This window comes from Methylorubrum pseudosasae, from assembly GCF_029504475.1.
Lineage (GTDB): Bacteria > Pseudomonadota > Alphaproteobacteria > Rhizobiales > Beijerinckiaceae > Methylobacterium > Methylobacterium extorquens.
Genome location: NZ_JAQGDU010000001.1, coordinates 86,758 through 110,766, shown reverse-complemented (window position 1 = coordinate 110,766; position 24,009 = coordinate 86,758). Strand labels below are relative to the sequence as shown.

Here is a 24,009-nt window from a genome sequence, read left to right as displayed (position 1 = left end):
CTTCGTCTTCGGTGTATTGGTTTACCGTTGCGCATGGACGCATTCTCCGATCCGCAGGCTGTAGCCCGCTACGTTGAAAATCCGCAGCGGCTGGTACCCGGCTACGCCGACCCACAACGTATGGCAGGGCTACTTCTGGCAGAGCGTGCGCCGAACGATGCGCAAGTGCTCGTTCTCGGCGCAGGCGGCGGCCTCGAACTCACCATGGAAGACCATTCTGAGAGCGATTTCCTCAGCCGCGTGGGGATCTCTGCAATCAAGACAGCTATGCCCATAGCCCGGAACTCGAACTAAAAGCTCTCGTCGATCTTCGAGCCTTGCACCAGTTTTCCGCCAACTTTGCCGATTGAACATGCATTCGCTCGACACCTCTGAGAAGGCCGGACTTTCCAAAACAGGACGAAGATTTCGGCTGAAGCGGCGACCGGAAACGATGTACATCTTGCAATCCGTAATCATCGTTGCAGCTTTCGCAACTCTACCGACCGCCTTCGCCTATCTGGCTTTTCCCTACGGGTTCGAGGTCGCATGGTTGATCGTATTCATCTGCTGCAGGCTCTTTCCCGGCCTCCTGCGAAAGCATTGGGCCAATGTCATCGGAGGCCTGCTTGCGGGTGCGGCCGTTGTCGCGTCGATCTCGTTGCACCTTTTCTCCGTCGGTGAGCAGCAAGCTATTGAAGCGGCCAGCTCGTGGTCGTTGCTGGTTCCGTTGACGAACATGCGGCAGTTTCTAATCGAGCGATCGGGAATCAGCGCTGTCTATCTAAATACAATTATATGCTTTGGAGCGCCTGCGTTCCTGCCTCTATTTTTTTGGGACTATAGCAGAAGCGAGAATTGCGAGACCTATCCGATCAAGGCGACGGTGGCCTACATAAGAAATTATTGGATAGGGTTCGGAGCTCTCGGGCTGCACATGAGCATGATGAAGCTTAACCACATGGTCTATCCATTCTATCGCCAGACGACACCCGAACAGGCAACCGCGATACAGCACAAGTACGCTTGGTTGCCCAATGCCAGTTTCGACAGCTGGGCGGTGGTAGGACTGGTCACGACAGCGACGCTTTGTTCCATCATGCTCAGCGGCTGGGTCCAGCTCATCGAATCCTTCTTGCGGCGAACGCCACGGTAATCAGGGATCCGAACCCAAGGGGACCAGTCCCACTAGGTAGAACGTCGCTCCCGCTCCCAAAGCGCCAGCAAGGATTAGCTTGCTATCCCCGCTGGTAATCATTTGGGTCAGCCGTTCGGCGGTCGAGTGCGTCATCCACCATTCGTTCTGGCTACTGGTTAAGACCATGACAGAGATCGCCGTGATCCAGGTCACAAAGGATGCCGCGAGCGTCCATAGGGCCGTATTGTTGGCGATCTGCCTGCGGAAGATCGCCCCTGCCTCAGGCACTCGTCGCGCAGCTCTGCTCGGAGATCTCCGCCTCCTTTCACGCCAGCGCCAAGCTCTTGCCCTGGGCGGTCTGCACCTCGATCTGGCGCAGCTTCAGCACAACCTGCTCCGCGCTTGTCTTCTGACCTCGCCGCATGTCCGACTCCTTTAGTCCTAGCTGATCCTCTCAATCAGCCCGGTCCAAAGCCAGCCGGTCAGATCAAGAGCACGCCGCTCCATGCGCGCCATCTCCGCTCCGCACCGATAGACCAAAACGCGTTCTCACACAGTCTCCACCCAATACGGACCTTCAACGCCGCAGCTCGAATGTCCGCTCGGGATCAGCAGCGGCGGTCTGATGTGCGAGAGGGGAGGGGACAAGTTTGCCCTCATGACTTGAGCACGCCCTCCGCCACCTCGATGAAAGAAGCGGTGCCATTTGGGTTTGGCCAGGGGGTGTCATCTCAATTTTGCGCCTACACCATGTATTCGCATAATATACGTTATGGAACCAAAACTTGCAGATGCATCGAGACCGGCGATGAAATTTAGCCAGACAGTAGAGAGCACAAGAACACAATGAAGGCAATTCTGCCGGGCTCGGCCAGCGAAACGGCAGGGCAGGGCGCTTTCTCTGAACAACACGTTGCGCCCTCCCCTCCCCCGAGCATCCGAGAACGACCCAACCCCGCCCCCCCCCAGACCACCGTTGGCGCTTCCCGAAAGAGTCATACGCTGATTGGTTGTGAGGGGCCCTGCTAGGCCAAAGCGCAGAGCGTCTCGATCGCTCGGTCTGGATCGGAAGCCCCACCTAACGCTGCAAGGCCGATCAGCAGCCCCCGATGTGCGGGCGGCCCTGCGAAGCAACGCCACAGCGGCGTCACTGAAATTCCGTAAGACGAGGCGTCCGCCGCCAAGGCCACGTCGTCGCCCCCATGCCTCAGCATGACCATAAGCTGGAGGCCTCCCGGCGACCGCTCAACCGCGAACACGTCCGCGCCCCGTGCCGCCAACGCGGCCGCAAGCCCGTCCCGCCGCGCTCGGAAGAGCCGCCGCATCCGTCGGACATGCGCGCGGTACAGCCCTCGCTTCAGGAACAGGCCGAGCGCCTCCTGCACATGCGGGGGCACAATCAGTCCCCAGCCGCGCCGGACCGCGTCGAGGGCCTCCCGCAGGCCGGGCGGAACCACGAGGTAGCCCACCCAAATGTCCGGGGTCGTCGCCTTCGCGAACGTGCCGACATAGACGACGCGCCCGCCATCATCGAGCCCTTGCAGGGACGGGACGGGCGCGCCGTCGTAGTGGAACTCTCCATCGTAATCGTCCTCGACCACGACGGCTCCGTGCCGCGCCGCTGCAGCCAGCAGAGCGTGTCTCCGGCCCACCGGCATCAAGCGACCGGTGGGATAGTGGTGCGAAGGCGTCGCGAAGATCAGCCGCGGGGCGTCTCCCTCGGGCACGGTGAGCCCCTGGTCGTCGACGGTGACAGGGACGATCACCGCCCCAGCACCGGCCAGCGCCGCGCGGATGCCCGGGTAGCCCGGCTCCTCGATCCAGGCCCGTTCGCCCCGGGCCAGCAGTGCGTTGGCGATGAGCGACAAACCGGCCTGTGCGGTCGGCACGAGGACGATCTTGCCTGGCTCGGCGCGTACCCCACGAAACTCGGCGAGATGCTCGCACAGGGCGTTCTGAAGTGAGGGACGATCGTCGCTCAGCTCACCACGCGGCATCCTGCGCGCCGCGTCGCGGAGACACGACGCCCAGAGTTCGTAGGGGAACGTCGCCGCGTCGGCCAAGCAGGCCCGCCCCGCCGGCCATGCTGCTGGCTCCTCCGCGATCCGGATGATCGCGCTTGGCGCAATCGCTTGAGACCCAGTTCGATCGGTTTTCAGGGGGATCCCGATGAGACCAGGAGCGACGCGCGGGCGGCACCCCCGGCGGGTCAGCAGGTAGCCTTCAGCCGCCAACTGGTCGATCGCCGCCGCGACTCGTGTTGCAAGCCAGCCCGAGATCCCGAGCCAGCACGCGGCCGGCAGGCAGTGCTGCTCCCGGCGCAAGTCGCCCGTCCCGAACGAGGGCACGCAGGCGCGCGGTGAGGCCCTCGGTCGCACGTCGGCGGTCATGCGAACCCGGCCCGATCAGATCGCGCAGCAACTCGGTCACAAACTGGCCCTCCGAGTTTGAGCGAACTGGCCGTCCTCGCCGGGCCAGACATCTCATAACCTCCGTTGGGTGCACAAATCCCTCCTGCGAGGTCCCGCAAGATGGCCCTGTCCCGCCGCGCCGCCTTCGCCCTGTTCGGCATCGTGGTCCTGGCCTGGGGCTGTAACTGGCCGGTGACCAAGGTCCTGGTCGTCAGCATCCCGCCGCTCTGGCTCGCGCCGCCCTGCGCGCCTGGATCGCCTGTACAGCCTTGTTGGTGCTTCTCGGGGCGAGCGGGCGGCTGATCCTCCCACCGCGCGCCGACGCCCCCGTCATCCTCGGGGTCGCGCTGCTGCACATGGTGGCCTTCTTGACGCTGACGGCGGCCGGCCTGGCCTGGCTCCCGGCGAGCAAAGGCATCGTCCTGGGCTACACCACGCCGCTGTGGTTGACGCTGGCGGCTCCGGCCGTCCTCGGGGAGCGCCTGACTCGGGCAGGCGCGGTCGGTGCCGGGATCGGCCTGACCGGGCTGGCAGTGCTGCTGAACCCGATAACCCTGGACTGGTCGCGCCACGAGACAGTGCTCGGCTGCACCTTCGTGCTAGCGGCAGCGATCTGCTGGGCGGCCAACATCCTGGTGGGGCGGGTGCACCGGTGGATCGCGACGCCGCTGCAGCTACTCCCGTGGCAGGCGGCGTTGGCCGGCGTAGTGCTGACGGCGGCGGCTTTAGCGCGGGGACGGCTGGCCGCAAGTCGCCTGGACGCCGCGGGTGCTCGGCCTGTTGGCGTATAGCGGGCTGGTGGGGACCGCTCTCGCCTATTGGGCGATGTCGATGGTGACACGCTCGTTGCCGGCGCTGACCACGGCCTTGGGGGTAACGGCGACACCGCTGGTCGGGATCGCGGTGGCAACGGCTGCGCTGGGCGAGCCGCTGAATGGATCCCTCGCCATGGCGGCCGGTCTGGTCGTGGCTGGCATCGTCGTCAGCACTCTGGCTGCGTCGGCCCGACCGATAGCAGCCAAGTGAAGACCGGATACCTGCTCATCTGTGGACCCAACATCTACAACTGACGGTGAGGTCGGCGCTCGCGCAGGCACGCAAGGCCCCTGGAACAGGACGGTCGTTCATATTATGTTCCCTCGCGCGCTAAGGTCGTACAAGGTCGCTGCGTTCGGCTGTCCGATGTTGTGGACGACAGGGATGGTCAGCAGAGTACCGAAGATTCGATCCGGGGGAGACGGTGGCGCCCTTCAGGTCATTTGATTAGGGTCTCGTTCGTAGGTTCCGCAGCAAGGGCGTTGAAGCGATCGGCGGGCGAAGCGGAGGAAAGGAGGCGAGCATGTCAACCAAGCATCTACTCGCGCTCCTCAGTTCGCACATTGAGGGTGACGAGGAGCAATTCCTCTCGATTGCACTCCAAGTCGCCGCGCAGGAGGCTCGACAAGGGCGTCCTGAAGACGCCGACAAGCTGAAGCGCCTCGTGCAGAAGGCCCGTGATCAGCAGCGCGCGGGACGTCCGGCAGGCGGGCAGACGCCCATTCCGCTCGCGCGGCCACGCGGTGAGCTCCAAGGACTGGTGGAGAGCGTCTACCCGAAGGTGACCCTTGCCAGCATGGTCTTGTCGGAGGAGGTCCAGAACCGGCTGACGCGCGTCGTGCGGCAGCAGCAAGAACGCGCAACCCTTCGTGACCACGGTCAGGCACCGACCACGCACATGCTGCTGGTCGGGCCCCCCGGCACCGGCAAGACGATGACCGCGTCCGCACTCGCGGGCGAACTGCGCCTTCCCCTGTTCACCGTGCGGCTCGAAGCGCTCTTCAGCCGCTTTTTCGGCGAGACGGCGGGCAAGCTGCGCATGCTCTTCGACCAGATCGCCCAGGTGCGGGGGGTCTATCTGCTCGATGAGTTCGATGCGATCGGCGCACGCCGCGGCGACCCGAATGACGTGGGCGAGATCCGCCGCGTGCTGAACTCCGTGCTCGCTTTCATGGAAGAACCCAACACGACGGACAGTTTGGTGCTAGCTGCGACGAACCACGTCGAGGCCTTGGACGAGGCGCTCGCACGCCGCTTCGACGAAGTCATCGAATACGGGCTGCCCGATCGCCGGGCGGGGCGTGCCATCCTGGAGCGGCGCCTGGGCAAGTTCAAGTTGGCCTCCCGCTCCTGGGAAGCGATCGAGTCCGCGCTGGAGGGCCTCAGCCAAGGCGAGCTCGTGCGCGCAGCCGACGCCGTCGTCAAGGACGCCATCCTGGAAGGGGCCACCAAGGTTTCACTCGACGCACTCGAGGCCGCGCTTCAGAACCGCCAGACCCTGAAAGGCAAGTTCCGTCGCCAAACCGGACGGTAGAATGGCTGCCGGCCAAGCGGGTGGAATCTACTTTCTAAGGGTTGAATTGTTATGGCGGGGCCTGAAGACTACGGGGAGCGGGATCGCCCCCATATTTTCGTCGATGCATTCCGGGAATCCGCCCAGTACGGCTATCCTTCCAGAGCGCAGCAACGCAAGCCACTGCGCGAGGACTATGCCGCGCACGCAGACGCGCTACTCGACCAGCTTACGAGAGCGCTGGGCGACCAGCCCGCGCCGACCGCTGACACGCGTCTGCAGATGGGGGGCCTCAAGCCGGGCAGGATCGTCGAGGTTTCGACCGCACCGCCGCCGGAGGGATCGCGTACGAAGGCTGTCAAGGTTCCCGCAGCGCTCGAGTTCCCCGGCCAGGATATCGTGCTGCTTCGCACCGAGCGCCGCGACGATCGAACCGAGAGCGCCTTGCTCTTCGTGCCCGACGAGGCCCGCACCTTTCTGCGCGGTCGGATCGCAGAGTATGGACATGACCCGGGAAACGCGCGGCGGCCCAACGTCGAGCGGTTCGAGCCCGTCGAGACGATCGCCAGGGCGCCTGCCCGCTCACTCTTCGTTGGCGCCGTCGACCTCGCCGCGCCCGACATCGTGTGGTGGGAGCTTTGGGTGCAGGGTGGGGCGGGACGCGCCGAGCTCCTCGTCGTGCTCGCGCGCGGAGCCAACCTCGACGTTCACGCCGATCGCCTCCTCTTCCCGGATACGACCGTGGTGTTCGTGCATGCAGCGGCGGCCGCCCTTGAGGCGTTCGCCGAGCGCCTCCCGGGTGCGATTTCCGAGATCAGGCGGGCCACCGGCACCATCGAGCCGTTCCTCGACCGGGGTACCGGTGGTCTCGCGCAGCATGACTGGGTGGCCGAAATCGCCGCCCGCATCGTTCCGCCCTCCGACGACGTTCCCGTCGTCTGTGCCCTCGACACGGGCGTCGCGGCCGGGCACCCACTCATCGAACCGGGCCTCAAGGGCGCCTGGGCATATGATGCTGCCTGGGGTGCCGACGATCATGCTCCGCACGGGGGCCATGGCACCGCGATCACCGGACTTATCATGTACGGCGATCTCGAGGCGCACATGAACGGTGCTGCGCCGGTCGAACTCACCCATGGCGCGGAGTCGATGAAGCTTCTGCCGCCGCAAGGCTTCCCGGCCACGAAGCCGCCGAGTTACGGAGTGGTGACGCAAGGGTCGGTCGCGCTGGTCGAAGCGGAGCGCCCGAACGTGCTGCGCGGCTTCTGCTTGGCGACCTCCGCGACGGACTTTCTGTCAAGCAGCCCTTCGAGCTGGAGCGGCGCTCTCGATCAGATCGCGGCCGGCTCGATGCCCGGCGACGCCCTGGAGGGTACGCCGGCCGCGGACGGTCCGAAGCGCCTCATCCTCGTGGCGACCGGCAACGTGTCAGGCGGGATGATGGTCGATGTCATGCCGTCGCAATCGCTCGAGGACCCCTCACAGAGCTGGAACGCGCTCACCGTGGGCGGTTTCACTCGAAAGGAGCAGGCACCAGCGCCTCCGCCCACGCTCGAACCGGTCGTGCCCGCGAACCATCGCAGCCCGTTCAGCCGCGGCTCGCAAGCGCTTCCCGACGACCTGACGCCGATCAAGCCCGAGGTGCTGTTCGAGGCCGGCAACATGGTTTCGGACAACACGGGCTTCTGCGGCTGGCACGAGGCGGTGTCCCTGCTCGCGCCGGGCTCGGATGTCGAAACCGAACCGCTCGTACCGTTCTGGGCAACGAGCGCGGCGGCCGGCGTGGCAGGAAACTTCATCGGTCGTCTCCAGGCGGCGCTGCCGGATCGATGGCCCGAGACGCACCGTGCTTTGACGGTGGACTCGGCTGCTTGGCCCCAACCGATCCGCAGATTGCTCGTGGGGCGCGGTGCGCACTGGAAAGCGGGATCCAAAGCGCAGAAGCAGCAGATCCTGCGTGAGATAGGCTACGGCGTGCCGGAGATCGAGCGGGCGATCCTGTCCGCTCGGAATGACATCACGCTTATCGCCGAAGCCGAAATACAGCCTTATGCGTTGGGCGCGGATGGGCGCAGCGCTGTATTCAACGAAATGCACTTCTACGATCTGCCCTGGCCCAAAACAGCCCTGGAGCGGCTTGAAAACGAGATCGTCACGATGAAGGTAACGCTCTCGTATTTCATAGAGCCGAACCTGACTGGCAAGGCCGCGACACGCCCTGACACTTATCGATCCTTTGGCCTGCGCTTCGCCATGAAGAAGAGAACGGAGACGGACGCCAAGTTCCGCAGCCGCATCTCATCGACGCAGGAGAAGGACGGCACGGAAGCCGAGGGCGAGACAAGCTGTTGGCTGCTCGGCCCGAAGGCCATTCAGGCCGGATCGCTCCACTGTGATCTCTGGAGAGGGCGCGCGATCGAGCTCGCCGGTCACGACGCCATCGCGATCTACCCCGTTAGCGGCTGGTGGAAGTCACACTTCGGTCAGCGTCGCTTCACCGACACGGGCCGCTACGCGCTCGTCATCTCACTGTCCGCCCCCGGGCACGCGGTCGACCTTCACACCGAGGTGGCGAACCTGGTCGAGGTGAAGGAGGTCGAAGCTGTCGTCGCTTGAGGGCAGACGGATTCACATCATTACGAGCGATGCCGACAATCTCGCGCCGCAGCAGGATGAGCCCGGGCTTCAGGAGCGGAGGATGCTGAAGGCGCACAACTTCCGCGAGGGGCGCACCGCTACCCTATGACCTCCTGTCGCCCTATCGGCGGCCCGCGGTCGCGTCAGCGGATGATCACGGCGATTGTCAGTATGCGGGCGGCGCTCGACGCCACCGAAGTGACGATGATACGACGCGGGCTGGGGGTCCGCTTTCTATGTCGGCGCACCCACGATATCCCGTCAAGTTGCATCTGCGGCATCGGTCGCGCTCATTCGATCCAAGGCGGAGTCGATGGCCCTCAATCCTTATCGCGCGGGTCGCGGGATGACGCCGAATTACGGCGACGTAATCATCAAGACCGGAAAAATCTGCACCCTCAGCTTTCAACCGAACCAGGACGGGCTGGATGCCGCTCTTCGGAATGACCCCACCTTCGTAGCGCCGCCTAAACCCATCCTCATTGCGCGGATCGACGATGCCGCCGGGACATTGGAAATCTATCCCCTCAACACGACCCGCGAGAGCGGCGACCTCTTCGGACCGAAATATGATCGCATCGAGTCAATCCGGTTCGAGAACTTCAATCTCTCACTGAGGCACCCGACTGATCGGCCCCCACGCGGTGGTCCAAGTTCTAAGTTAGTGCAGGGTCGGCCTTTGCTCCACGGGTCGCTTGGCCGGCGGAGCCGACCGGGTGAGCGCAGCCGGCCAAGCGGTGAAGGCCGGCACGAACACCTCCGGGGCCGGTGGTCGGTAGCCGAGCGAGGCGTGCGGGCGCACGCTGTTGTAGTGTAGACGCCAACTCTCGATCACGATCTGCGCCTCCTTGAGCGTGTAGAAGATCTCACCGTTCAAAAGCTCGTCCCGTAGTCGTGCGTTGAAGCTCTCGACGTAACCGTTCTCCCATGGCGAACCGGGTGCGATGTAGGCTGTTCTGGCGCCGACATCGGTGATCCAGGCCTGCACGGACTTGGCGATGAACTCCGGACCGTTGTCCGAGCGGATATGGCCGGGCACGCCGCGCAGGATGAACAGGTCGGACAGCACGTCGATCACGTCCGCCGCCTTCAGCTTGCGTGCGACGCGGATCGCCAGGCACTCCCGCGTGAACTCATCGACCACGTTCAGCATCCGGAACTTGCGGCCCTCGTGCGTGCGGGCTTCGACAAAGTCGTAGGACCAGACGTGATCGCGACGCTCCGCCCGCAATCGCAGGCAGGAACCATCCCCGTCCCAGATGCGGCCGCGCTTGGGCTGCCGAGACGGGACCTTCAGCCCCTCGCGCCGCCAGATCCGCTCGACCCGCTTGTCGTTGACGAACCAGCCCGCCGCCTTCAGCAATGCACCGATCTTCCGGTAGCCGTAGCGCCCGTACTGGCGAGCCAGTTCCACGAGGTCGGCTGTCAGCGCGGCCTCATCCTCTCTTCCCCGCGGCACCTTGCGCTGCGTCGAGCGATGCTGCCCGAGCGCCCGACAGGCGCGGCGCTCGGAGACGTCTAGGACGTTCATGACATGCGCGATGCAGGCGCGTCGGCGCGCGGGGCTGGTCAGTTTCCCCGAGCGGCCTCCTGCAGGATCAGCTTGTCGAGGGTGAGATCCGCAATCGCCTTGCGCAGCCGCTGGTTCTCAACCTCCAAGTCCTTCATCCGTCGAACCTGATCGCTCTTCAGGCCGCCGTACTCCTTGCGCCAGCGGTAGTAGGTCACTTCCGTCACGCCGATGGCCCGGATCGCCTCCGCCACGCTCTGGCCCTGCGAGACCAGAACATCCACCTGCCGCAGCTTGGCGACCACGTCTTCCGGCTTGTGCCGCTTCGTTCCCATCTGTCCGTCCTCATCTGGCTCAAAAGCCATACCTCAGGGCGGACCACTTCAGTGGGGGCGGATCAGCCATCCTTGCCGGCGGCGCGGGATCTGTCCCCGACCGATATGGGCAAAGTGTGCGTCGAGCTGGCCTTGCGCTACGTGAAGGCCCTCGCCAATGGGAACAAGGCTGCGCTTGCCGAGGTCGAGGACGAATACAGGACCGGAACCTGCGACGTGGAATGGGTGACGACCCTGCGCGCCTACGCGGAGTATTTCGGTCCGGATGGTAAGCGGAAGCCGATCCCGTACGTCCGGCCCGCGCAGGCCGGTCCGGGGACGCACGAGATCAAGGCCGGTTCGCGGCTTGCGCTCTTGAGCGATTGGGGCACCGGCGCACGGCCGGCCATAGAGGTCTTGAGGTCCATCGCAGGGGAGCGCCCGGACGTACTAGAGGCTGTTATGAACTGGCTGCGAGTAGAGCGGCCTTTTTGAGCATGATGCAGACGAAGGCGACGATGTGGAGGTCAGCCAGCGTGCTGGCATAGCGCTCGTAGTCTTTGACGAGCCGGCGGAAGCGGGTGGCCCAGGCAAAGGAGCGTTCCACGACCCAGCGCTTGGGCAGCAGTACGAAGCCGCGCTTGGCCTCCGGCAGCTTCACGACCTCCAGTTCGATGCCGTGCCTGCGCGCGGCTGTGGCTGGCTTCTCGCCCGTGTAGCCCTGATCCACGAACGCGATCTCGACGTGATCGTCGGTGGCCGCCTGCACAGCCTTGGTCAGACGCTCGACCTGGGCGCGGTCATCGGCGTTGGCCGGCGTGACATGCAGGGCCAGGAGGTGGCCGAGCGTGTCCACCGCCATATGCAGCTTCGAGCCCTGCTTGCGCTTGGCCCCATCGTAGCCGGCCCGCTCGCCGCTCTCGGGCGTCGCCCGCAGCGTTCGGCTGTCGAGGATGGCCGCCGACGGCTCCGCCTTGCGCCCGGCCGCCAGGCGCAGCACGGCGCGAAGGTCCTCGGCCAGTTGCTCGAAGCAGCCCGCCTGCAGCCAGCGTTGCGCCTGCTGGTAGACGGCCGCCCAGGGCGGCAGGTCGTGGGGCATCCAGCGCCACGGCGCGCCCGTCTTCACCACGTAGCGCAGCCCGTTGAACACCTCCCGCAACGGATGCGCGCGCTGGCCAGCGTCCTCGCGGACCAGCGTCAGATACGGGGCGACCAATGCCCACTCATCATCGGACACATCAGACGGGTAGGCTTTCCGGGACAGGCTCATCGCCCATCATCTGAGCCTCACAGCTGACAGGTCCATAACAGCCTCTAATCCACCTCGGGGACATTTATTACTCGGGAACCGGGAAGGAGTGCGAGGACAACTTCCTCCGCCCGGTGACGCGGGAATTGCGGACCAAGCGACCGACCCTAGTGTACACGCTGTCCGGAAACCACGACATGTACTGCGGCGGGGTCGGATATTACGATCTGCTGCCGAAGCTGAACGAAGACTCCCTCCGGCAGCGCGCGAGTTTCTTCTGCCTGCGCTCGACGGACGAGAGGTGGCAGTTCCTTGCCATGGATACCGGCCTGCACGACGACAATCCCCGCTCGATTGCCGATGCCCTGACCCACCTCGAAGACGACGAGCTTGATTGGCATTGCCAGCGGATCGAGGAGTTCGGAGGTCGGACCATACTCATGTCGCATCACCAGCCATTCTCTGCGTTCTCGGCCATCGGCGCCAAGCCGGCGCAAGGCAAGCGGAAGGCGAGCAACCCCCACCTGATGCGTGCCTTCGAGCGCATGAACCGAGACGGCCGCGTGGCGGCCTGGTTCTGGGGCCACGAGCACTCGCTGGGGATCTACAAGCCGTTCTCGGGGATAAAGGTCGGTCGGTGCATCGGCCACGGCGCCGTCCCGGTGTCCGTCCTGGACGACATCTACAAGCCTCTCGACGACCTGGAGCAGACGCCTGCCATCATCGAGGGCACGAGGCTTCAGACGCGTGGCGGGGTCTTCGCCCATGGCTACGCCGTCATCGACGTCGGTGTCGGCTCATGTCGGGCCCGATACCTGCAGGTCACCGATGCCGGCACGGAGGAAGTATTCTCTGAAGAGATTTCATGACGTTCAGGCGAGGGACCATCGAGGGGCGGCGTCATGTCGTCGGCCCGGTGTAGCGCTGACGTCCGCGTCCCTCGATCCACCGCGAAACTGACAATCAGGCCGGTCCTTGCCCGGTCCGGCGACAGGCGGAAGTTGACATGGCACATAGCTGGAAGCGTGACCGGGCGGCCGAACACATCGCCGCCAAGATCAAGGACGTGAAGAAGGTCGAGATCGTCAACTTCACGCGCGAGATGTCGCTCGGCAACATCCCCACGGCGAAGGCCTATCGGATAGAGGCCGTGCATCTCTACGCGGACATCCTCAACCTCGACGACATGCTGAACTGCACGTCGACCGAGGGGGAGATATGCCACAAGCGAACGCTCCGGTTCCTCGACCTGCACGGTCGAAGCGTGCGCCGCATCCTCAACAGGGCGGATGCGCTGCGCGTCGATTTCCATAATCAGCGGCTGCACGCCGTCGTCCACAAGCCCTACGACAGCGACGACGACGAGGACGGCAGCGCCGAAGCCCGGAGGCTGCATCGCGCGGTGGCCATCGCCCAGCTCATCATCGACGTTTGCGCGGCCACAGGCGACGACGAGTATGTTCCCGCGGCCAGGGTCAGGGTCGGGATAGACAGCGGTCTCGCCCTCGTCGTGAACAACGGCCGAAACGGCGGTCGCGAGCCCTTGTTCCTGGGGGATCCAGCGAACCATGCCGCGAAGTTCTCGGCGGCGGGGGCCGCGGTCGGCATATTCCTGACGAACAGCGCCCGGCGCGCGATAGGCCTGCCCGAGGTCAAGGAGCCCTCCAAGACCAAGTTGACAGCCAGCGAGGTTGCCATGTCGCAGGCCGACGCCGAGCTCGGCCTCGACGTCGAGGATCTCGCGGAGGAATGGCGCACCGACCTCGCTAAGAACCCGCTCTCCAACTACGGGTTTTCGCGCCACACGCCGCCGTTACGCACCATCGACATCATCGCGCTGACACCATCCAACTCCCGGCGCCAGGAGGCTGTCTCCGTCTATGCCGATATCGATGGCTTCACGGCCTACGTGGCCCACCACCTGGAAGCGGGCACGTCGGAGGATGTCGTGCGCGCCCTGCACGTCATCCGCGCCGAACTCGACCGGGTGCTGGGCGTCGACTTCGAGGGCCGGCGGGTCCGTTTCATCGGCGACTGCGTCCACGGCCTGCTTTGCGAGGGAACGGCGCAGACGACCGACGACGAGGAGACCGTGAGCACGGCCGTACTGTGCGCCGGGGCCCTTCGGAGCAGCTTCGAGCTCGCCTTGGAGAAGCTCGACGAGGAGGGAGTCGACGTGGAAAAGCTCGGGCTTGCGATAGGCATCGAGTTCGGCCCGATGACCCTGACGCGGCTCGGCGTGCACGGGGATCGCTTGCGATGCTCGGTGAGCCGCGGCGTACTGGCGTCGGAGGCCGAACAGAAGCGCTGCACGGGCACGCAGACGGCAATCGGGCAGGTCGCATACAACTCCGGAACGCAAGCGGTCAGGGACCTGTTCGGCCCGTCCCGGCGCTTCGACGGCCTCGACTACAACGAGGCGGTGGAGGGACTTGCAGCCGACGGCGACCGGACCGCCAAGGCCATCAAGGCCGAGGCGTTCGCCGCCGCGGCGCCGGCGGTCAAAAGGGCTTCCGATCAGGTGGTCACACCCTACGTCGAGGTCGGCGGGGAATGACCGAGCCGGCGGCGGTCGAGATCCTCGCGTTGGCAGCCCCGGCATATGGGATCACGCCGCTTCTCTCGACCATTGGTCGCCTACGCGCGGCCGTGCCCGTCCTGATGACGGACGGGAGCCTCCAGGGCTACGAACTTGAGGTCCAGGCGAGCGGCGGCCGGCCTTATGTCCGGGAGGCGACCCTAGGGGCTCGTCTCCCGGCGTTCTGTCCCCTGCGGCATATCAATGCCGATGGGTCGTTCTGCCTGAACTGGGAGCCCTACGAAAGCCTAGCGCTCGAAGCCACCGCGTACGGTGCGACGTGGTGGGGTGCCGTGTTGCAGTTCCTGCGCCTGCAGGAGCGAGCGCGACGCCTGCGCCGATGGCCGGACCGTCGCGAATGGGCCCATGGTGGCGCTGCCGTACACCAGCGCAAGGCGCTTGAGGCGGCCGCGGCGGTCTCACCCCGGCTGCGCGACCGGCTGTTTCAGGGACGCGTGGCCACGGTTCGGTCGAAGGGGTGTTCGTCGCGGGGGAGCACGGTTCGGTTGCAGGTTGATGGCCGGACGATGGCGCGCATCTTCGTCAAGCAACGTCGCCCGGCGACGCTTCGGCAAGCCTGCCCGTGCGGGGAAGACGAACGCCCCCTGACGCTCCGGCGATGCCGCGACCATGCCGACCGCCTAGTCGAGATCGTCGGCGCGATGCAGGACATGGCGACCGCGGAGCGGGCGTTCTGGAAGTCGTTCGAAGACAAGCCTTGTTGCGGGACGATAGACGGTTGTCCGCTGGCAGTCGTCAGGCCGTGAGACCCCAGCGTGGCAGCGGCACATCGGGTAAGTGCGCGTGACGGTCGGGAGAATGTGACATGTTCGAACGGTTTCAGGGCGATCGGGGTCAGAAGCATCTCGTGGAGGAGATAGCGCGTCAAAGGCTTGTCAACGGGACGCCCGGCCTCGCCGAAGCTCTAGTCGAGGTGGGGCACCTTACACGCGTTGCGCCTGGCACATCGATTATTCAGCAGGGAGGCACCGATAATGACCTGTTTTTCATCGTAGTTGGCGATTTCGAGGTCGTGGTGAACGACCACCGCGTTAGCATGCGCGGCCGAGGAGATCAGATCGGGGAGATGGCCGCCATCGCGCCATTCCAAGCACGCGCAGCGACCGTGACGGCAACGACCGAAGCCGTCGTCCTGAAGGTCACCGAGGCCGAATTCTCCACCGTCGCTGACCAGTACCCCGAGGTCTGGCGACGCATGGCGCAGGAGTTGGCGCGACGCCTGGAGCAACGGAACGCACTAATCCGACCCGCAAACGAGAAGCCGCGCGTATTTCTGTTCTCGTCCTCGGAGGCCCTTCCAGTAGCGCGGGCCATTGAGAATGCGCTCGCGAACGACCCGTTTCTGACCGTCGTGTGGGCGAACGGCGTGTTCAAGGTAACGAACTACACGCTGGAGACGCTCGAAGAAGAATTAAGGCAATCCGACTTCGCAGTAGCCGTCGCTCACCCCGACGACAAGACCGAGGTCCGGGACGAAGAGTGGCCAACGCCCAGAGACAATGTCGTATTCGAGTTAGGGTTCTTCATGGGTAGTCTCGGACGACAGCGCGCCATTCTTATGGAGCCAGCAAGCACAAAGCTTAAGCTACCAAGCGATCTCGCTGGTATTACAACTATCAAGTATCAATTCAAGCCTAGTAGCGACATAGGTGCCCTTATGGGGCCTGCCTGCAATACGTTGCGCGACCACATCATGCGACTCGGACGGAATATATGATTATTGAATTTATTTTGATCAATTTAATTACTTTTTATAAAATTAATATAATTAATATTCTTTTTATATAATCAGTTTAAGCTCTGTTTTGTAACGTTGCCAGCTTTCGGGCGGCTCCCCGTTGCGCGCGCAGGCGTTCGCCGTAGCGCGCCGGCATCGCCGGCGTCTTCCACGAGCCGGCTTGCATCACCTCGAGCAACTCGAAGCCGGCCGCGAACATGTCCTGCGTCGCCCCGACCCGCGTCGAGTGCCCGGAGGGCAAGCGCGCCAATTTCAGCCCGGCCGCCGTGGCGAGATCACGAAACACCCGCGCCACCTCCCCTCCCCCCAGAGCTGTAGCGCCGATTTGCCCGCCCTTTGTCAGCGGCCGGAAAAGCGGCCCGCTCTCGAGGTGCGCGGCCGAGAGCCAGGCCTCGATGTGCGCCATGGTGTCGGGGGCGAGGTACTTGATTGCCCCCTCCCCTTCCTGGTCGGCCTTCGAGCGCCGCACCAGCACGGTGCCGCAGCCGTCCGCGCCCTTGTGCAGATCCCCTATATATAAAGAGACGAGTTCGGAGCGGCGCAGCAGCGTGTCGTAGGCCACCGCGACCAGCGCCGCGTTGCGTAGTGCGATCAGCGGCATCTCGCGCTTCGCCTCGGTGACGCGCCGGTGCAGTCGGCCCGGCGTCTTCACCTCCAGCATGCGCTCGATGCTGCCCCGATTGAGCGGCTCGGCCTGCTTCTGGCGCCGGCCCTTGGCCCGGGTCATCCGCTTCACCGCGAGCCGGACGATCTCGTCGGCACAGGGGTTTTGTAGACCGGCGGCGCGGTGCAGCGCGGCGATCGAGGAGCGGTAGCGCTCGACCGTAGCGCGCGCCTTGATATCGGCTTGCGCATCGATGAAGGCCGCGACCGTCTCAGGCGTCGCCGGCAGCATCGCCCTCCCCGCCTCTCGGCACCAAGCGGCGAAGATCCGGCTGTCGGCGGCGAGCGCGCGGACCGTGTTGTCAGCGAACGCACCGCGCGCGGCGCGGGCGTGCTGCTCCAGCCGCTCGATCAGCAGGTCGAGGCCGGGCGGCAGCGCATCGGCAAACGGGATCGGCAGCGCGAACGCGTCGCGCGTCGGTTCGGAGGTGGGATTGGCGGCGTCAAGCTCCATGGTCGGAGCGTAGCCGTTCAAATCCTAACGATCCACAAATTTTCAACGATAGTTGGTATTATCGGATGCAATATCACACTCGGGGATGAACGTCACTTCATGTGATAACCGGCATTTCTGGCCACCCCAGCTTTTTTGGTATAGATACCACTGTGCTACCCAAGCGGCAGGAATACCATGGATTCGCGCTCAACCAAAATCGTGGATGGAGGGAAACTCGTCATCCCTGCCAGCTTCCGTCGCGAGATGGGGCTTCAGGTCGGTGATACCGTCGTGATGGAGATGGTCGATGGGGAGCTTCGGGTCCGATCGCGCGATGCAGCCATTGCCGAGATCCAGAAGCTCGTTCGCGGTCTGGTCACCGACGGGGTCAGCATAGTCGATGAGCTGATCTCTGACCGGCGTGCGGAAGCGGCCAAGGAGTGACTTCGTGGCCGCCAATTACGCTCTGGACGCATCCGCCCTGCTCTGCCTGCTTAATCAGGAGGATGGACAGGACCGCGTGCGTGCAGCCCTCTCCGAATCGGTCATCTCCGCGGTCAACTACTCGGAGGTCGTGGCCAAGCTCGTGGAGCGTGGGGGGGCCGTCGCGACGGTGGGTCGCGCGCTCGAGCACCTGCACCTGACGGTGGTCGAGTTCGATCGCGTGCAGGCCGTCGAAGGCGGTGCGCTTCGTCAGGCCACGCGGCAGGCCGGTCTCTCATTCGGGGACCGCGCCTGCTTGGCGCTGGCGAAGTCGAAGCGCCTCACCGCTCTCACGGCTGACCAAGCCTGGGCTGATCTTGACGATGCAGTCGGCGTCAAGGTTGAACTCGTGCGCTGACGATGACCGGCACCGCTTCTATGGCAAAAGCTGACGATCGGATCAGAGACGAAACAGGAGTGCTGAAGGATGAGCGCTGATTGCGTCAACCCTGAAGTTGTTGAGACGGTGAGCCGTATGGCTTCTGTCTCCGCATGCGGCCGGAGCGACTTGGTCACATCAGGTCATGCGATTTCGTCGATCACCGCACGTATAACGGAGGCTACCGGATGCTGAACGGCCTCAATGGTCACAAGAAGTGTGCCTTCTCGCTTGAGGCCCGGGGATATTCTTTGGCTTGTGAGGAGCGCTTTTAGCCCTCGCGAATCCTATGACGGTCAGTCGGCCCTCATCTCCTTGCCGGGAGGTGGGGGCCGATGGCTTTTCAGGGTCTGACTGCGGCGGCGGTTTCTCTAGGGATTGCGATGGCTTCCGTAAGGGAGTCGTGACAGGCCACATCGGTGCCGTCCTCGACGTAGGAGGCGACGTAGCCGCCGCCGCTGAGGATCTGGCGCTCCTCGGACGTGAGCCACTGATCCGGGCCGAGGCCCTCGGACGGCGAATGCCCGATTGCGCCATTCGCGCCGAAACGCCGCCCGACGGCCTCGGCGAAGGCGAGCACCTCGGCCCGCAATTCGGGCGTCGAGACAGCTTCCACGACCGCGTCGTCGAGGGCCTTCGTAGCCGGCATGCGCCCGACCTTGGCGAGCGCGGCCGCCGCGATCGGGGACACGCCCGGCACCTCGATCAGCAGGCGCTTGCGGTACAGCATCTCCGCCGCGCGGCCCTTCTCGGCCGAAGCCTCGAACTGCGCCTTGAGCCCGCTGGCCACGTTCGAGACTCGCTCATACGCAGCCTCGGCATTCACCCGTTCTTCCTTCTCGGCCTTGGGGACGAACCAGCCCTTGCGCCCCCGCAGCCCCCCATGCTGATCGGGGTCGGACAGCAGCGTCCCGACCCGTTCGGAATAGACCTCCAATGGCTGGCGCAGCTCGGCGAAGATCGCCTTGTAGAGAGGGCCGGGGCTCTTGACCGCCACGCGCAAATCGGAGCGCAGCGCATCGAGCATGAGCTTCAGATGCGTCTTCGGATCGACGCGGTCGTAGAGGGCTTGCTTGACCGCTCAGAACCCCGGTGCCGATGCCCGCGCTCTGATGCGTCGGGCCGACATTCCGCTGTTCTGCGCCGTGATGTTCGCGGGCTTCGTCGCCTTCATCACACCGCTCGTATCTCTCGTGCGTGTGAAGAAGACGACGCGCGGATACAACAAGCCGATCCGCTCGAAATCCGCTGCTTACGGTGACGCCGAATGGGCAACGATGAAGCTCGCGGGCGAGCTTTTTCCCGAGGATGGCGACCTGGTTCTCGGCGAGCGGTATCGTCCCGATCTCGACTCGAAGAGCACGTCACGCGTGTTCAAGCCGAACGATCCCAAGACGTGGGGTTCGGGGGGCCGGATGCCGATGATGGGCTTCAACTGCGATATCGGCTCGACTCACGGTCTCGTGTTCTCCGGATCGGGCGGCTTCAAGACCACCGGCACGGTGATCCCGATGCTTCTGTCGTGGCCCGGAAACGCGGTCGTGCTCGATCCATCGACCGAGTTGCATCCGATGCTATGCGACTATCGCCGCAACCTCCGCGGCAAGGGGGCCTCTCGACGCGTTCATTGCATCACGCCGAAGAACCCTATGAGCGGGTTCAACGTGCTCGACTGGATCGGTCGGGGTGAGAACTCCGCAGAGAACGATATCTCGGCCGTGGTCGGATGGATCGCCACGGGGCCGGTCAAGCGCGACGATCCGAAGGACTTCTTTCGCAACTCGGCCTTGCAGCTCCTGCGCGGGGTCCTCGCCTACATCTGCCTCAACCGCTCGTTCAACGAAAAGCCGCGCACCCTGCGCACCCTGCGCGAGGTGATCTCCGAGCCGGAACCGGACTTCCTCGAGCGGCTCAGCAAGATCCTTCGGGCGGAGGATAACGGCTCGTTCGCCAAGCTGGCGCTGGGGCCGTTCAAGAGCATGACACCGCAGACGTTCTCGGGCGTCTACGCCACGGCGGCCGACCTGACCAACTGGCTGTCGTTCAAGGAATACGCCGCGATCGTGTCGGATGGAGAGTTCTCCAGCCTCGACCTGATCGACGACGATATCGATGTCTTCATCGCCATCGATCTCCAGACGTTGCAGAATTTTGCGGGCTTGGCACGGGTCATCATCGGTGGGCTGATGAACGCGCTCTATCACGCCAATGGCGAGATCAAGGACCGGGTCGCCTTCCTCCTCGACGAGGCGGCGCGGCTCGGCAACATGAGCCTGATCGAGGTCGCACGCGACGCCGGCCGGAAGTACGGCATCACGCTCGTGATGGTGTACCAATCGCTCGGTCAATTGCGACAGCAATGGGGGGGCGACAAGGATGCCGTGTCGGCCTGGTTCGAGTCGACGGCCTGGCAGAGCTTTTCCGCGATCACCGACATCGATACCGCCAAATGGCTGTCGGAGCGCTGCGGGTACTACACGCAGGAGATCATCTCCTACAGCCAGCAGGCCCGGTCCGGCGGCAAGGGCTCGGGCGGGGTCAGCCTGTCGGCCTCGACCAGCCTACAGAAGCGCGCCCTCATCATGCCCGACGAGATCATCACCATGCGGCGCGACGAGCAGATCCTGCTCGTCGGCGGCGTCGAGCCGATCCGGTGCGGACGGGCGATCTACTTCCGCCGTGCAGACATGAAGAAGCTGGTCGGCGCCAACCGCTTCCACACCCGCGAAGCGCAGGAGGCGATTGATGCCGAAAGCGATGAATTGAAGGATGCCAGGGAGGCGGCCTGACGGGCCGCTTGGCGCGGCGTCAGCGGCGGCGAAACCCGTCCGCAGGGACGGTTCGGCGGCCTCCCTGCGGGGGCCGCCGATGGCTTATTGATCCCCCTGAAAACCCGATATTCTCGGTCGCAACCCGCGGCACGAACCAGGGTGCTGCCTCGCCCCGTTCGAAGGATTGAAGGCCGCCGTGGGGCGGCCCTGGAGGAGGGGGTTCAGCCCTCCGTGGAGAGCTGGGCGACCCGCGCCTGGGCGGCCTTCAGCTCGGCTGTGATGGTGCGCCGCTCGCGCGGGCAGGAGATGGAGGCCAGCTCGGCCTGGAGTTCGACGACGTGGGTCACGAGGGCGTAGCGGGCGTGAGCGGGGAGGCTCGAGGTGGGGCGCGGCATCGGCTGGGTTTCCTGAGGCGCTCGGGACCGTCCCTGCGCGATGCGACCCCTCAAACAGGCGACGGCGCCGCCCGCACCCCGCAGGGGCCGGAGCGCAGCGGAGGACCGGGAGGCCTGACGATTTTGTCCCGCGAGGAATGGCGCGCAGCGCCAGGGGAAAATCGTCTGGCCGGACGGTTGCGGGCGGTGACGGCGTCTGTTCCCTTGTCGCCATCGTGTTGGGACGGTCCGTCGCTGTGGCGAACGTCGGCGCCGCGTTTCATCGACGTTTCCGCTTGGGCGGATCGACCGGACTCCGGGCTTGCCGGATGGGGCGAGGTGGCCGTCTCCCACCCTCGCCGCTGCCCCGGATTGGCTCGGGAGGACGCCCCCAACGCACCGCCGCGTCCCGGTATGGCGCCCGCTCCGGACGCCTCCAGCCTCGACGCCTGACCGGCTGGGCACCTCTCGCTGGGGAGGGCCGCTTCCAGCTTGCCTCCGGTCGGCTCCGCTACCGTGCTAACCCGGCCTCTCGGACATCCTCCCCGGCGTCCAAGGATCCCTTCCGGCGGCCTATTCTACAGACCCGGGCCGCCTGGCTATTGCGTCGCGTCGAGGAATAGCGGCCCTGTTGCAAAGCCGCTGATCGAGGGGGCCGGCGCTCACGCGCCGGCCTTCACGCCCCGCCGGACGGGGATGCCCTTCGCCATTGCCTTGTCGGCGAGGTTGTCGGAGATCCCGCCGCCGGGGAAGTGCACGATCCCGATCGGATCCTGCTCGAGGAGAAGGTCGTTGCGCCGGAAGGGCGCGGCCCGCTTGTGGCGCTTCCAGTCGGGCTTGAACACGACCTGCTGGACCCGGTGGTTCTCGGCCCACTTCGCGGCGATCAGCTCGGCGCCTTCCCCGCCACCGTGCATCAGCACCATGTCGGCGTGCTTGGCCCGGACCTTGTCGAGGGTGTCCCAGATCACCGTGACGTTCTGGTATTCCTTGCCGCCGGTGAAGGCGATCCGGGTGCCCTGCGGCAGGTGGATCTCGGTCTCCGCCCGGCGCCGCGCGTTGACGAAGTCCCGGCTGTCGATCATCGCCGCGGTCATCGTGGCCCGGTTGACCTGCGAGCCGGAGCGCGGGCGCCACAGCGACCGGGTGGTTCGGGTGAAGAGGTGGGCGGCGGCGTCGCGGGCGTACTCGAAGCTGTTGCGGCGCTCCGACAGGGTGAGCCCGAGGGCGGTGAGGCGCTCCAGCTCGACCGAGAGCACCTCGCTGCCGTCCTGATCGCGCTGGCTCATGCGCTGCGCCTGCTCGTTCTCGTCGAGCTTGCGATCGATCTGCTCGACCCGGCGGTGGAAGACGTTCACGAACCCCCACAGCACGTCCTCGAGGTCGTCCTCCAGGCGGGTGCCGGCGAAGGCTCCCTCGAGGGCGGTGATCGCCACGGTCAGGGCCCCATCCATCGCGCGCTTTGCCGGTAGCGGCCGGGGGTCGTCGTGCTCCTCGAACGGGCGGTAGCCGGTCAGCGCCAGTTCCTCGAGCAGGGTGGGATCGGCGGGCAGGTCCTCATCGAGGTCGTGGGTCAGGTGGTCGAGCATCGCGGTGGTCCTTCGGGTCCGGCAGGCCAGCGTCCATCGTGGCCTTCGTGGCGACCAAAGGCCGGGCCGGGGGGCCTGGCGCACCCGCGCGAGGGTCCGCATCGCACCGTCAGGTGATGCGGCCGCGCGGGCCGGAGCGAAGCGGAGGACGACCCTGGCCGTCGATTTTGCCTCGCGATGCAAAGCCGCCGTCAGGCGGCGGCGGAAAATCGTCGGACAGGGCCGTTGCGCCTAAGGCCCCCGACCCGGCACCCGTCGCCCTCTCAGGAAGGCCGTGGACGCAAAGGCCCTCTCACGGGCCCGGACAGCCTGCGGATCGACCCTCCCCGAAGGCCCCGGTCAGGCTGCGATCGACTCCGCTGCCTCCTCGAACCGGAGGTGCGCCACCGCGTCGTTCGGGTCGAGCTGGGGCGCCAGATGCAGGGCGAGATCCTGCGGGCCGAGGTGGCGCAGGTCGGTGTTGAAGTCGTCCTCGCGAGGATCCAGGTCGGTCACCAGGATGCCCTCGGCCTCGGCGCGCCGGCGCAGGATCGCCGCTCCCCGCTCGCCGGCTGGATCGGCGTCGCGGGCGATGTAGAGGTGGCGCAGGCCGGGAGGAAGGATCAGGGCGGCGAGGTGCGCCCCCGACAGGGCGGCGACGTGCGGAACGCCCGGCAGGACGCGCTGGACCGACTGCACGGTCTCGACCCCTTCGCCGGCCACCATCAGATCGGACACCGTGCCGGGAAAGCGCACGCCATGGCCGAGCTGGTTGCCGAGGGCCCGTCGCGGGTTGCGCAAGGCGGCCTTGTCACGCCCGTCCGCAGCGAGCCACGTCCGGCTGACGGCCATGACGGCGCCCGAGAGATCGGTGACCGTGGCAAGCAGGGCCGGATGATAGGTGTCCGGGCCGGCCGGGTCCTTGCGGGAGAGCCGGTACAGGCAGCGCGGGTGGAAGCGTAACGCGGGCTGGGTGACGGCGTGCTCGAGCCCGCGCGAGCGCAGGTAGGCCTCCGCCACGGTGCCGGCGATCGGGCGGCCGTAGCGCAGCATCCGCCGGGCCGAACCGGTGGTGTCGCGCGCCTCCGGGAGCGGGCGGGCCCGCTCCGACACGGGCGGCTGGGGCAGGCTCAGGAACCCCCGCGCCTCCTCCAGGGCATCGCGCCAACTCTCGCTGTGCTGGATCCGGAGCACGTCGAGCAGGTCGCCGTGCTCGCCGGTCGCCGCGTCCGTCCACTTGCCGCGGGCGCCCTTGCCGCTGCTCGGGCCGGTGAGCCGTACGTACAGCGACTCGCCTTGCGTGTTGTGGACGTCGCCGACACACCACCACCGGCCGTTCCGGTGGCCGTTCGAGAGGTAGCGCCGGCAGAACGCCTCGACGTTGTCGGCGAGCTGGCGGGAGAGATCAGCGGCGGTGGGATGGGTCGGCAT

The 24,009-nt window shown here is 65.5% G+C and carries 22 protein-coding genes and 1 pseudogene; 15 read left to right on the top strand and 8 right to left on the bottom strand.

All coding sequences use genetic code 11. The annotated features are described in order from the left end of the window. Positions 1 to 33: 33 nt before the first annotated feature. Together M2437_RS00615 and M2437_RS00610 are read left to right on the top strand one after the other, a co-directional pair. Positions 34 to 201 (top strand): annotated as a pseudogene (locus M2437_RS00615) (methyltransferase); the annotation flags it as partial. 151 nt (positions 202 to 352) lie between these two features. Continuing rightward, positions 353 to 1,135 (top strand): hypothetical protein, encoded by a 783-nt coding sequence (locus tag M2437_RS00610; RefSeq protein ID WP_253386701.1) that lies wholly within the window; start codon positions 353 to 355, stop codon positions 1,133 to 1,135. Positions 1,136 to 2,142: 1,007 nt separating this feature from the next. Here M2437_RS00610 and M2437_RS00605 read toward each other — a convergent pair. Further along, positions 2,143 to 3,507, bottom strand: a complete 1,365-nt coding sequence (locus M2437_RS00605) for an aminotransferase-like domain-containing protein (RefSeq protein ID WP_253386702.1) — start codon at positions 3,505 to 3,507, stop codon at positions 2,143 to 2,145. 141 nt (positions 3,508 to 3,648) lie between these two features. On the opposite strand from M2437_RS00605, the gene M2437_RS00600 reads away from it, so the two are divergent. From M2437_RS00600 to M2437_RS00580, 5 genes are all read left to right on the top strand, one after another. After that, entirely contained in the window at positions 3,649 to 3,831 is a 183-nt protein-coding gene (locus M2437_RS00600) for a hypothetical protein (RefSeq protein ID WP_253386703.1), read from the top strand. After that, positions 3,804 to 4,319: an EamA family transporter gene (locus M2437_RS00595; RefSeq protein WP_499006350.1), complete on the top strand. Its 516-nt coding sequence runs from the start codon at positions 3,804 to 3,806 to the stop codon at positions 4,317 to 4,319. The genes M2437_RS00600 and M2437_RS00595 overlap by 28 nt, the downstream gene beginning before the upstream one ends. Further along, on the top strand, positions 4,297 to 4,554 hold the full coding sequence (locus tag M2437_RS00590) for an EamA family transporter (protein ID WP_499006313.1): 258 nt from the start codon (positions 4,297 to 4,299) through the stop codon (positions 4,552 to 4,554). The genes M2437_RS00595 and M2437_RS00590 overlap by 23 nt, the downstream gene beginning before the upstream one ends. A gap of 313 nt (positions 4,555 to 4,867) precedes the next feature. Beyond that, the gene (locus tag M2437_RS00585) at positions 4,868 to 5,878 is read left to right on the top strand and encodes an AAA family ATPase (protein ID WP_253386704.1); all 1,011 of its coding nucleotides are present in this window, start codon (positions 4,868 to 4,870) and stop codon (positions 5,876 to 5,878) included. Between the two features lie 51 nt (positions 5,879 to 5,929). Beyond that, complete coding sequence (locus M2437_RS00580) at positions 5,930 to 8,473, top strand: S8 family peptidase (protein ID WP_253386705.1); 2,544 nt, start codon at positions 5,930 to 5,932, stop codon at positions 8,471 to 8,473. Positions 8,474 to 9,155: 682 nt separating this feature from the next. Here M2437_RS00580 and M2437_RS00575 read toward each other — a convergent pair. After that, positions 9,156 to 10,339, bottom strand: a protein-coding gene (locus M2437_RS00575; RefSeq protein ID WP_253386706.1) for an IS3-like element ISMex5 family transposase whose coding sequence is annotated in 2 segments (ribosomal slippage) — positions 9,156 to 10,075 and positions 10,075 to 10,339 — 1,185 coding nt in all. Because the reading frame shifts where the segments join, the coding sequence is not laid out codon by codon here. Positions 10,340 to 10,411: 72 nt separating this feature from the next. Between M2437_RS00575 and M2437_RS00570 the strand changes: the two genes are divergently transcribed. Beyond that, the gene (locus tag M2437_RS00570) at positions 10,412 to 10,813 is read left to right on the top strand and encodes a hypothetical protein (protein WP_253386707.1); all 402 of its coding nucleotides are present in this window, start codon (positions 10,412 to 10,414) and stop codon (positions 10,811 to 10,813) included. Here the strand turns inward: M2437_RS00570 and M2437_RS00565 are convergent. Then, positions 10,779 to 11,588 carry an IS5 family transposase gene (locus M2437_RS00565; RefSeq protein ID WP_141951469.1) on the bottom strand — a complete coding sequence of 270 codons (810 nt, stop codon included), beginning with the start codon at positions 11,586 to 11,588 and terminating at the stop codon, positions 10,779 to 10,781. The two genes, M2437_RS00570 and M2437_RS00565, sit on opposite strands and share 35 nt — an antisense overlap. 47 nt (positions 11,589 to 11,635) lie before the next feature. Between M2437_RS00565 and M2437_RS00560 the strand changes: the two genes are divergently transcribed. The 4 genes from M2437_RS00560 (at position 11,636) to M2437_RS00545 (ending at position 15,883) form a co-directional block, all read left to right on the top strand. Then, positions 11,636 to 12,436 (top strand): metallophosphoesterase family protein, encoded by an 801-nt coding sequence (locus M2437_RS00560; RefSeq protein ID WP_277570172.1) that lies wholly within the window; start codon positions 11,636 to 11,638, stop codon positions 12,434 to 12,436. Between the two features lie 137 nt (positions 12,437 to 12,573). Further along, on the top strand, positions 12,574 to 14,124 hold the full coding sequence (locus tag M2437_RS00555; RefSeq protein ID WP_253386708.1) for an adenylate/guanylate cyclase domain-containing protein: 1,551 nt from the start codon (positions 12,574 to 12,576) through the stop codon (positions 14,122 to 14,124). Continuing rightward, a complete protein-coding gene (locus tag M2437_RS00550; protein WP_253386709.1) occupies positions 14,121 to 14,912 on the top strand; it encodes an E2 domain-containing protein in 792 nt (263 codons plus the stop codon). The genes M2437_RS00555 and M2437_RS00550 overlap by 4 nt, the downstream gene beginning before the upstream one ends. A 59-nt stretch (positions 14,913 to 14,971) precedes the next feature. Then, on the top strand, positions 14,972 to 15,883 hold the full coding sequence (locus tag M2437_RS00545) for a TIR domain-containing protein (RefSeq protein WP_253386710.1): 912 nt from the start codon (positions 14,972 to 14,974) through the stop codon (positions 15,881 to 15,883). 76 nt (positions 15,884 to 15,959) lie between these two features. Here the strand turns inward: M2437_RS00545 and M2437_RS00540 are convergent, their stop codons facing one another. Further along, complete coding sequence (locus M2437_RS00540; RefSeq protein ID WP_277570159.1) at positions 15,960 to 17,021, bottom strand: tyrosine-type recombinase/integrase; 1,062 nt, start codon at positions 17,019 to 17,021, stop codon at positions 15,960 to 15,962. A gap of 177 nt (positions 17,022 to 17,198) precedes the next feature. Between M2437_RS00540 and M2437_RS00535 the strand changes: the two genes are divergently transcribed. Then, complete coding sequence (locus tag M2437_RS00535; RefSeq protein WP_253374165.1) at positions 17,199 to 17,447, top strand: AbrB/MazE/SpoVT family DNA-binding domain-containing protein; 249 nt, start codon at positions 17,199 to 17,201, stop codon at positions 17,445 to 17,447. A gap of 4 nt (positions 17,448 to 17,451) precedes the next feature. Then, positions 17,452 to 17,844: a type II toxin-antitoxin system VapC family toxin gene (locus M2437_RS00530; protein ID WP_253374164.1), complete on the top strand. Its 393-nt coding sequence runs from the start codon at positions 17,452 to 17,454 to the stop codon at positions 17,842 to 17,844. Positions 17,845 to 18,208: 364 nt separating this feature from the next. Here the strand turns inward: M2437_RS00530 and M2437_RS00525 are convergent, their stop codons facing one another. Continuing rightward, complete coding sequence (locus M2437_RS00525; RefSeq protein ID WP_253386712.1) at positions 18,209 to 18,892, bottom strand: hypothetical protein; 684 nt, start codon at positions 18,890 to 18,892, stop codon at positions 18,209 to 18,211. Between the two features lie 46 nt (positions 18,893 to 18,938). Here M2437_RS00525 and M2437_RS00520 point away from each other — a divergent pair, with 46 nt between their 5' ends. Beyond that, positions 18,939 to 20,654: a type IV secretory system conjugative DNA transfer family protein gene (locus tag M2437_RS00520; RefSeq protein WP_253386713.1), complete on the top strand. Its 1,716-nt coding sequence runs from the start codon at positions 18,939 to 18,941 to the stop codon at positions 20,652 to 20,654. A gap of 203 nt (positions 20,655 to 20,857) precedes the next feature. Here the strand turns inward: M2437_RS00520 and M2437_RS00515 are convergent, their stop codons facing one another. The 3 genes from M2437_RS00515 to M2437_RS00505 form a co-directional block, all read right to left on the bottom strand. Next, positions 20,858 to 21,031, bottom strand: coding sequence for a hypothetical protein (locus M2437_RS00515; protein WP_253386714.1), 174 nt, complete (start codon positions 21,029 to 21,031; stop codon positions 20,858 to 20,860). Positions 21,032 to 21,672: 641 nt separating this feature from the next. Then, on the bottom strand, positions 21,673 to 22,599 hold the full coding sequence (locus tag M2437_RS00510) for a DUF2493 domain-containing protein (RefSeq protein WP_253386715.1): 927 nt from the start codon (positions 22,597 to 22,599) through the stop codon (positions 21,673 to 21,675). A 339-nt stretch (positions 22,600 to 22,938) separates the two neighbouring features. Then, a complete protein-coding gene (locus M2437_RS00505) occupies positions 22,939 to 24,009 on the bottom strand; it encodes a DUF7146 domain-containing protein (protein ID WP_253386716.1) in 1,071 nt (356 codons plus the stop codon).